Origin of the sequence: Photobacterium sp. BZF1, assembly GCF_014349205.1 — a bacterium.
Taxonomy (GTDB): domain Bacteria; phylum Pseudomonadota; class Gammaproteobacteria; order Enterobacterales; family Vibrionaceae; genus Photobacterium.
Window position 1 is genome coordinate 55,494 of record NZ_JACSOF010000015.1, and the last position, 6,912, is coordinate 62,405.

The following is a 6,912-nucleotide window of genomic DNA, read 5'->3' on the forward strand; positions in this document are numbered from 1 at the left end:
AGAGTAGTTACACTCAAGAGAGTCGATTACTGACCCAGTGTGGCGACCATCACAGCTTTGATGGTGTGCATACGGTTCTCTGCTTCGTCGAATACGATAGAGTAGTCTGACTCAACCACTTCATCAGTTACTTCACAGCCTTGTGCCAGTACTGGGTATTCTGCTGCTAGCTGCTTACCAACTGTGGTGTCTTCGCCGTGGAAGGCTGGTAGGCAGTGCATGAATTTAACGTGTGGGTTGCCAGTGGCTTTGATCATGTCCATGTTGACCTGGTAAGGCAGCATTAGGTTGATACGCTCAGCCCATGCTTCTTTCGCTTCACCCATAGATACCCAAACGTCAGTGTATAGGAAGTCTACGCCTTCAACGCCTTCTTGTACGTCTTCAGTCATAGTGATTTTCGCGCCAGTGGTTTCAGCGATTTCGCGGCACTGAGCAACAAGTGCTTCTTCAGGCCAGAATTGCTTAGGTGCGACTAGGCGGATGTCCATACCCATTTTCGCTGCGCCAACCATTAGGGAGTTACCCATGTTGTTGCGCGCATCGCCTAGGTAGGCAAATTTCATTTCGTGTAGCTGTTTGCCACGGCCGTGTTCCATCATAGTCAGGAAGTCAGCCAGGATTTGTGTTGGGTGGAATTCGTCAGTTAGGCCATTCCATACAGGTACGCCAGCGTAAGCGCCTAGCTCTTCAACGATCTCCTGACCGAAACCGCGGTATTCGATGCCGTCATACATGCGGCCAAGAACGCGAGCGGTGTCTTTCATTGATTCTTTGTGGCCGATTTGAGAGCCAGATGGGCCAAGGTAAGAAACTTGTGCGCCCTGATCGAAAGCTGCAACTTCGAATGCACAGCGTGTACGAGTTGATGTTTTCTCGAAGATCAGTGCGATATTCTTGCCAGTTAGGCGAGGCTGCTCGTAACCGTTGTACTTCGCTTTTTTCAGCTCAGCAGATAGTTCTAGTAGGTGCTGGATCTCACGTGGAGTGAAGTCTAGAAGTTTTAGGAAGTTACGGTTGCGAAGGTTAAAAGCCATGATGTTATCCTCTCTGAATCTGTATCTCTCTGTCCGGGGAAGGGCTGGGTTGTAATGGTTGCCCCGCCACCGGAAGCTATTATGTATTGTTTAACGTATTATTTATGTTTTGTGAATAAATATTCTTTTATTCTGCAATAATATTTGTGCCAGCTTCACCTTTTAGGATGGCTAGGCCATCTTCAAGGGCGCCGATACCAACTAGCTTGCCACCTTTGTTGATGAACTCGCATGAGGCATCGATTTTTGGTCCCATCGAGCCGGCATCGAAGGCATACTGAGCCAACTCGCGAGGGTTGGTGCTGCGCAGTGCTTTCTGGGTTGGTTTACCCCAGTCTAGGTACACCGCATCGGCATCGGTCAGGATCAGCAGGGCATCGGCATCAAGCTGCTGGGCAAGGTATGCTGCAGACATGTCTTTGTCGATAACCGCTTCAACACCAACTAACTTGCCATTTTCTTTTTTCACCGGGATACCGCCACCACCGGTACAGATCACTAGGTGCTCTTGCTTGATAAGGGCAGTGATTGCATCGCTTTCAACAATACCGGTTGGTAGTGGACTTGGCACTACGCGGCGGAAGTACTGGCCGTCAGGTTTGACAGTCCAGTGGTATTTCTCTGCCATCTCGCGGGCTTCGGCTTCTTCGTAGACCGGGCCGATTGGCTTGGTTGGATCCGCAAAGGCAGGATCATTCGGATCTACCGTCATTTGGGTTAGCATGCAGGAGACATCTTGCTCCGGCAGTAGGTTCTTTAGCTCTTGCATTAGCATGTAGCCAATCATGCCCTGGGTTTCTGAACCAAGTACGTCCAACGGGTATGGGTTAACCTTTTTGTATTCCAACCCTTGTAGGGCTAGCAGGCCAACTTGAGGGCCATTGCCGTGAACAAGAACCACGTTGTATTCTTTGCCAATTTCCGCAATGGTTTTTGCCGCTTTGGCAATGTTCTGGCGTTGGATATCAGCTTCGAGTGGCTCGCCGCGGCGAAGTAGGGCATTACCGCCCAGTGCCACTACAACAGTTTGCTTAGTCATGTGATCGTCTCTCTTGGTTTTACTCTCAGTTATTGTGTTTTGTTTGGCTTATTGCCTAAATGTGTTCTGAGAGGTCTTGCTTTTTGTGGCCGGTGCCAGGCACCGGCCGTCAGGTTTGGCTAATTGCCTCGATATTAGATACCGTCACGCTCGATTGGGCAGCTCATGCAGCGAGCACCACCACGGCCACGGCCTAGCTCATCACCTGGGATAGGTAGGACTGTGATACCTGCCTTGTCGTATTTCTCGTTGGTGTAGGTGTTACGCTCGTAACCGATAACAACGCCAGGCTTAACAGTTAGAACGTTGTTTGCATCATTCCACTGCTCACGCTCTGCTTCGAAGCTGTCACCACCAGTTGTGATAAGGTTTAGCTTGTCTACGCCCAGGGCTTTTTCGATAGCCGTTACGAAGTAGCCTTCCTCTTTCACTTTCACCGCACCAGACTCGTCGCCAGTTAGGCTCCAGCACTGTACGTCTTTGCGCACAACTTCTGGGTAAACAGAGAAAGTATCTTCACGCATGTGTGTCATTACAGTGTCTAGGTGCATGCAAGAGCGGTGCTTAGGTAGCTGCATTGCGATAACTTGCTTCGCTTCACCGTGCTTGAACAGGCTAGATGCCAACTGCTCAACACCCTGTGGAGTCGTACGCTCAGACATACCGATAAGCACAGCACCTTTACCGATAACCAATACGTCGCCGCCTTCGATAGTTGAGTTGTCGTACATCTTCTCTTCGTCGCCGAAGTACTTGATGAAGTCCTCGCCAGCGAAGGTTGGGTGCCAGCGGTAGATAGCGCGAACGTGGTTGGTTTCACGCTGACGGGCAGGTTTCGCCATTGGGTTGATAGACACACCGCCGTATACCCAGCAAGACGTGTCACGGGTAAACAGGTGGTTTGGAAGTGGTTCAATGATGAAGTCAGTTGGCTCGTGCATACCCTGCATCATTGAAGAAGATTTAATTGGTAGCTCTGCGTAGCTTAGGCCGCCAAGAAGAATAGAAGACAACTCTTTGCTTGGTAGGTCTGCTAGGAAGCAACGTACATCGTTAGCGAATGCAGTACCTAGGCGGTAGTCAGAGATTTGGGTTTTCAGAAGCCAATCTTTCGCTTCTGGCACTTCTAATGTATCTGCTAGTAGATCACCAAGAAGCATAACTTCAACACCTTGCTCACGCAGTGTGTTAGCAAATACGTCGTGTTCCTGGCCTGCGCGTTCAACTGCTAATACATCATCAAAAAGTAGATCGTGACAGTTTGATGGTGTTAGGTGAGTTAGGGCACGCTCTGGACGGTGGATAAGAACGCGGCGCAATTGACCTATTTCAGAACCTACGTAAAACTTACTCATGATCGTATCTCTCTTTATTTATCGCCAAGTTTTTGGCTGTATTTGTTTTATTGCAAAGTAAGAGTTTATTTATTTCTTTGCTTTCGTATCTGGGTTTTATTTTACCCTTAAGGCGTTCTCAGTCTTAGAGGTTTATCACACTTTTATTATTAATATGGTAACGCTATATATTTGTTTTATTAACATTTTTAATGCACTTGTCACTCGCTTACGTGAATGGGTATTTATGTGCTTTGTCTAGGTTAACAGCAATATCTGCTGGCTTAAGCGTTTGTTTTTGATGGTTTATTTCTGTGATTGTGGAATCTTATTCAGAAGTTTTCACGTTATGCATATGTGAAAAAGATATTCTTATGCACTAAAAGTGTTTGTCTATATAGAAATAAGTAGAATGTTACTTGGTTGGTAACAAATATTTTTCCTTTTATATTTTTGATTTGGCTTTTTGTAATTTAAATACATAAGTTCAATCACTGGTTTTTGATTGCGTTTAAATAGAACTGCCTAGTTATAAATTGTCTATATGACTTTTGTATGGTGGTTTATTGATATTTGGGTTAATAAATTTAGCCATAAGCTGGAATGTTATTCTGTTATGTGTGGTAGAGATAAAAAGAATAAAAGTCGTTATTTGATACAGCTGGCTGAGTCTATGGCGTGGAAATAAAAAAGCCGCCCAGAAGGGCGGCGAAGTAAGCAAGATCGAAAGGGGGGATTTATAGCATGGCGCCGACGCTCAGCATGACCATGATCAGTACGGTTAGAATACCCAATAGCGGCGCAACCCATTTCACCCAGCGAACGTAAGGCACGCGAGCGATAGCCAAACCACCCATTACGACGGCTGAGGTTGGTGTCATTAGGTTTACAATACCTGATGCTGACTGGTAGGCGGTGACCACTAGGTCACGGCTGACACCAGCGAAGTCTGCCAGTGGTGCCATGATTGGCATGGTCAGTACCGCTAGGCCTGAAGATGAAGGCACCAAGAACGATAGCAAGATCTCCAGCCAGTACATCACATTGATAAATACGATAGAAGACAGGCCGGTAACGGCATGTTCAGCTGCATTCAAGATAGTATCTGTGATCATACCGCGGTCCATAATAACCACGATACCTCGGGCGATACCGATAATTAGGGCAACACCCAGTAGGTCACGCGCACCGTCAATGAAGCTAGATGTGAACTCTTCTTCGCTCATACGGGCAATCAAGCCGATGATGATGGTTGAGGCCAGGAACATCGCAGAGATTTCAGCCATCCACCAACCCACAACGGCCACACCGTAAATCATGATACCGAAAGAGGCGGCAAAAATAGCAAGGATAACTTTACGGGTTGTGGTGAACTCCAGCATCTCACCAGACTGGTTACCCAGGAAGTGTGCTTTGTTCTCTTCGTATTTGTCGTAGACAATAGATTTGGTTTTATCTGCGCGAACCATCTTGGCATAGCGCATGACGTAACCGACACAAATCAACCAGCCAACAACTAGCATGGCAACGCGCAGCATGATGCCGTCTGTGAATGGGATACCTGCCGCATTGGCAGCGATGACGGTTGCGAATGGGTTGATGGTTGAACCTAGGGTACCGATACCTGCACCAAGCAGTACAGTTGCAGCGGCAACCACTGGGTCAAAGCGTGCTGCCATCATGACTGGTACCAACAGGGTGTAGAACGGTAGTGATTCTTCCGCCATACCATAGATAGTACCGCCTGCAGCAAACAACGCCATCAGGATCGGTATCATTAATTCTTCCCGGCCCTGCAAGCGAGCGGTAACGCGTTCGATGCCCGCATCAATCGCCCCTGTTTTGGTCACTAGGCCAAGGAAGCCACCAATGACCAGGATGAACAGCGAGACGTCGATAGCAGCAGCTTCGTAGGTGGTATGGTCATAGAAACCATCGATAGGGGCTAGTAGCACATCCACAACACCTTGTGGGTTGCTCTCTACAGCGTGGTACGTCCCGGTGACAGGGACTTCTTTGCCCAGATCTTCATTCATGACACGGTCGTACTGGCCAGCCGGTACTATCCAGGTCATCAATGCAACAAGGGCGATAAGGGCAAATAAAATGGTATAGGCAGAAGGGAATTTAAAATTAGCGAAGAAGCCGCCTTTCTCTTCCTGTTTCATTGTTTCGGTTGTCATTGTTTTCTCCTTGCCCTTGTACATCCAGTACAAGGGTGATTCATCTACCAGGCCTGTCGTCAGGCATGACGGGGCTCGCCGGACATGACGCCGGAGCAGGCAGAACCAAGTGTTAGTTGCAACTAACGGAAATGGTTTACAGGTTGTTTATCCGTGCTGTCGAAACAGGTTGGATAGAGGTGTCAATGTTGGGTGAGGTGTCGGAGCCGCGCTCTCACTCTCTGGCATCGCAAAGGATTCCGATAGCAATTCGCTATCCAACCCAGATGTCAGGTGGGTGAGTGTCCTACGGGGACGACGCAGCTGGCTGCGGCGCCGTCTCCCTGGCTCAGGGCCGTGGTAGAAGTTACTCATGATCGTATCTCTCGTATGCTTATTTAATGGCCATCAGTCTTTGCCGTGGCTCTATTTGCTTATTGCCACTGAATTTTATGCCGCCGGGCGCAGTATATCTTTGGGATTGTTCACACTTTTTCGGCACTTTCATACCGCCCGCCTATCGGTAAATAGGGTGTTGAGGGTATTTCTCTGAGTTTTATGGGTGAATATGCTATTGAGGGTTTTGTGTTTATTCGTTCAAAGCGCATATTGGGGAATATTATGCATTTTGCCGCGTTATTGCCGAGAGCAATAAATCGACCGTTAGTTTGATAAATATCAAGTTTTCAAGTGGAGGCGATTTCATTTGGTATTTCATTGCGATCCGTGCGATATTTGCGTTCGAATTTATTTCATAGGTGGAGTTTCCCCATGTCTTATGCAGAAATTATCGAAGAGCAGAAGGAAGAAACGCGCGAAATCATTGCCGCGTTGCTAGAAGATGGCAGTGATCCTGATGCACTTTACAGCATTGAACACCACTTTTCGGCAGACACGTTCGAAGAGCTTGAAGGTGCTGCGGTAGAAGCTTTCAAGATGGGCTTTGAAGTCCTTGAAGCTGAAGAGCTTGAACTGGCACCGGAAGACGGTGGCGGTAAAGTAGTATGTTTCGATGCCGTGATGGAATCCGCTCTAAATGCCGATGCCATTGACGAGCAGGCAGAGAAGCTGATCCAGCTTGCTGAAAAGCACAACATCGATTACGACGGCTGGGGTACCTACTTCGAGTCGGGCGAAGAAGATGACGATGAAGAGTACGAAGACGAAGAGTAATCTTCGGCAGCTGTAACATCGCACCCAAAAAGCTGGCAAGAGGCCAGCTTTTTTGTGCCTTGAATCTTATTGAAGGCCTTTTTATTCTGCCCATAGCCCATAGCCCATATACTACAGTGTCTTGAGCATCCTGACTTCGCAGGCATCGTGCCCGGTTTGGCCCATAG

The 6,912-nt window shown here is 47.9% G+C and carries 6 protein-coding genes; 1 reads left to right on the forward strand and 5 read right to left on the reverse strand.

Annotation, left to right across the window (positions count from 1 at the left end; genetic code table 11):
* Positions 1–26: 26 nt before the first annotated feature.
* The 5 genes from BIZ37_RS05105 to BIZ37_RS05125 all read right to left on the reverse strand — a co-directional run bounded on the left by BIZ37_RS05105 (position 27) and on the right by BIZ37_RS05125 (position 5,947).
* Complete coding sequence (locus tag BIZ37_RS05105) at positions 27–1,037, reverse strand: ornithine carbamoyltransferase (RefSeq protein ID WP_107299567.1); 1,011 nt, start codon at positions 1,035–1,037, stop codon at positions 27–29.
* 127 nt (positions 1,038–1,164) lie between these two features.
* Positions 1,165–2,076 carry a carbamate kinase gene (arcC, locus tag BIZ37_RS05110; RefSeq protein ID WP_107299566.1) on the reverse strand — a complete coding sequence of 304 codons (912 nt, stop codon included), beginning with the start codon at positions 2,074–2,076 and terminating at the stop codon, positions 1,165–1,167.
* Positions 2,077–2,210: 134 nt separating this feature from the next.
* Positions 2,211–3,431 (reverse strand): arginine deiminase, encoded by a 1,221-nt coding sequence (gene arcA, locus BIZ37_RS05115; protein ID WP_187460575.1) that lies wholly within the window; start codon positions 3,429–3,431, stop codon positions 2,211–2,213.
* Positions 3,432–4,147: 716 nt separating this feature from the next.
* On the reverse strand, positions 4,148–5,593 hold the full coding sequence (locus BIZ37_RS05120; RefSeq protein WP_107299564.1) for a YfcC family protein: 1,446 nt from the start codon (positions 5,591–5,593) through the stop codon (positions 4,148–4,150).
* 147 nt (positions 5,594–5,740) lie between these two features.
* Positions 5,741–5,947, reverse strand: a complete 207-nt coding sequence (locus BIZ37_RS05125) for a hypothetical protein (RefSeq protein WP_187460576.1) — start codon at positions 5,945–5,947, stop codon at positions 5,741–5,743.
* A gap of 396 nt (positions 5,948–6,343) precedes the next feature.
* Here BIZ37_RS05125 and rraB point away from each other — a divergent pair, with 396 nt between their 5' ends.
* A complete protein-coding gene (rraB, locus tag BIZ37_RS05130) occupies positions 6,344–6,745 on the forward strand; it encodes a ribonuclease E inhibitor RraB (RefSeq protein ID WP_187460577.1) in 402 nt (133 codons plus the stop codon).
* The last annotated feature ends 167 nt before the right edge of the window (positions 6,746–6,912 follow it).

Coding starts and splice junctions, on each gene's coding strand:
- BIZ37_RS05105 (WP_107299567.1), bottom strand. CDS start 1,037: ATGGCTTTTAACCTTCGCAACCGTAACTTCCTAAAACTTCTAGACTTC.
- arcC (WP_107299566.1), bottom strand. CDS start 2,076: ATGACTAAGCAAACTGTTGTAGTGGCACTGGGCGGTAATGCCCTACTT.
- arcA (WP_187460575.1), bottom strand. CDS start 3,431: ATGAGTAAGTTTTACGTAGGTTCTGAAATAGGTCAATTGCGCCGCGTT.
- BIZ37_RS05120 (WP_107299564.1), bottom strand. CDS start 5,593: ATGACAACCGAAACAATGAAACAGGAAGAGAAAGGCGGCTTCTTCGCT.
- BIZ37_RS05125 (WP_187460576.1), bottom strand. CDS start 5,947: ATGAGTAACTTCTACCACGGCCCTGAGCCAGGGAGACGGCGCCGCAGC.
- rraB (WP_187460577.1), top strand. CDS start 6,344: ATGTCTTATGCAGAAATTATCGAAGAGCAGAAGGAAGAAACGCGCGAA.